Here is a 348-nt window from a genome sequence, read left to right as displayed (position 1 = left end):
CAATGGATTTGGCGGTGGTCCACATGTCGGGAGCGGCAGGCCAGTGTTCGGTGGCAAAGAGCTTGCCGGTACGGCCGAAGCTGGTTTGAATTTCATCGGCAATGAGAATGATGCCGTGGGTGTCGCAAATGTCTCTTAAGACGGTGATGTACTCATCGGGGATCTGCACAAAGCCGCCTTCACCCTGAATGGGTTCCAGGATGATGGCCGCCACATCGGTAGGATCCACTTCTTCCAGGAAGAAGGCTTCAAACTGGCCGGCACAGTAGAGGCCGCAGGTGGCTCTTTCTTTGTCATAGGGACAGCGGTAGCAGTAGGGGTACAGGGCCCGGTGGATGCCCGGGGCAA

Annotated in this window: 1 protein-coding gene; it reads right to left on the bottom strand. The window is 57.2% G+C overall.

The annotated features are described in order from the left end of the window. A partial coding sequence (locus AAIG11_RS17990; RefSeq protein WP_343187563.1) for an aminotransferase class III-fold pyridoxal phosphate-dependent enzyme occupies positions 1-348 on the bottom strand: 348 nt, incomplete at both ends.

This window comes from Anoxynatronum sibiricum, from assembly GCF_039414295.1.
Taxonomy (GTDB): Bacteria; Bacillota; Clostridia; order Peptostreptococcales; family Tindalliaceae; genus Anoxynatronum; species Anoxynatronum sibiricum.
The sequence above is the reverse complement of the archived record's forward strand: the minus strand, read 5'-3'. Positions and strand labels throughout refer to the sequence as shown.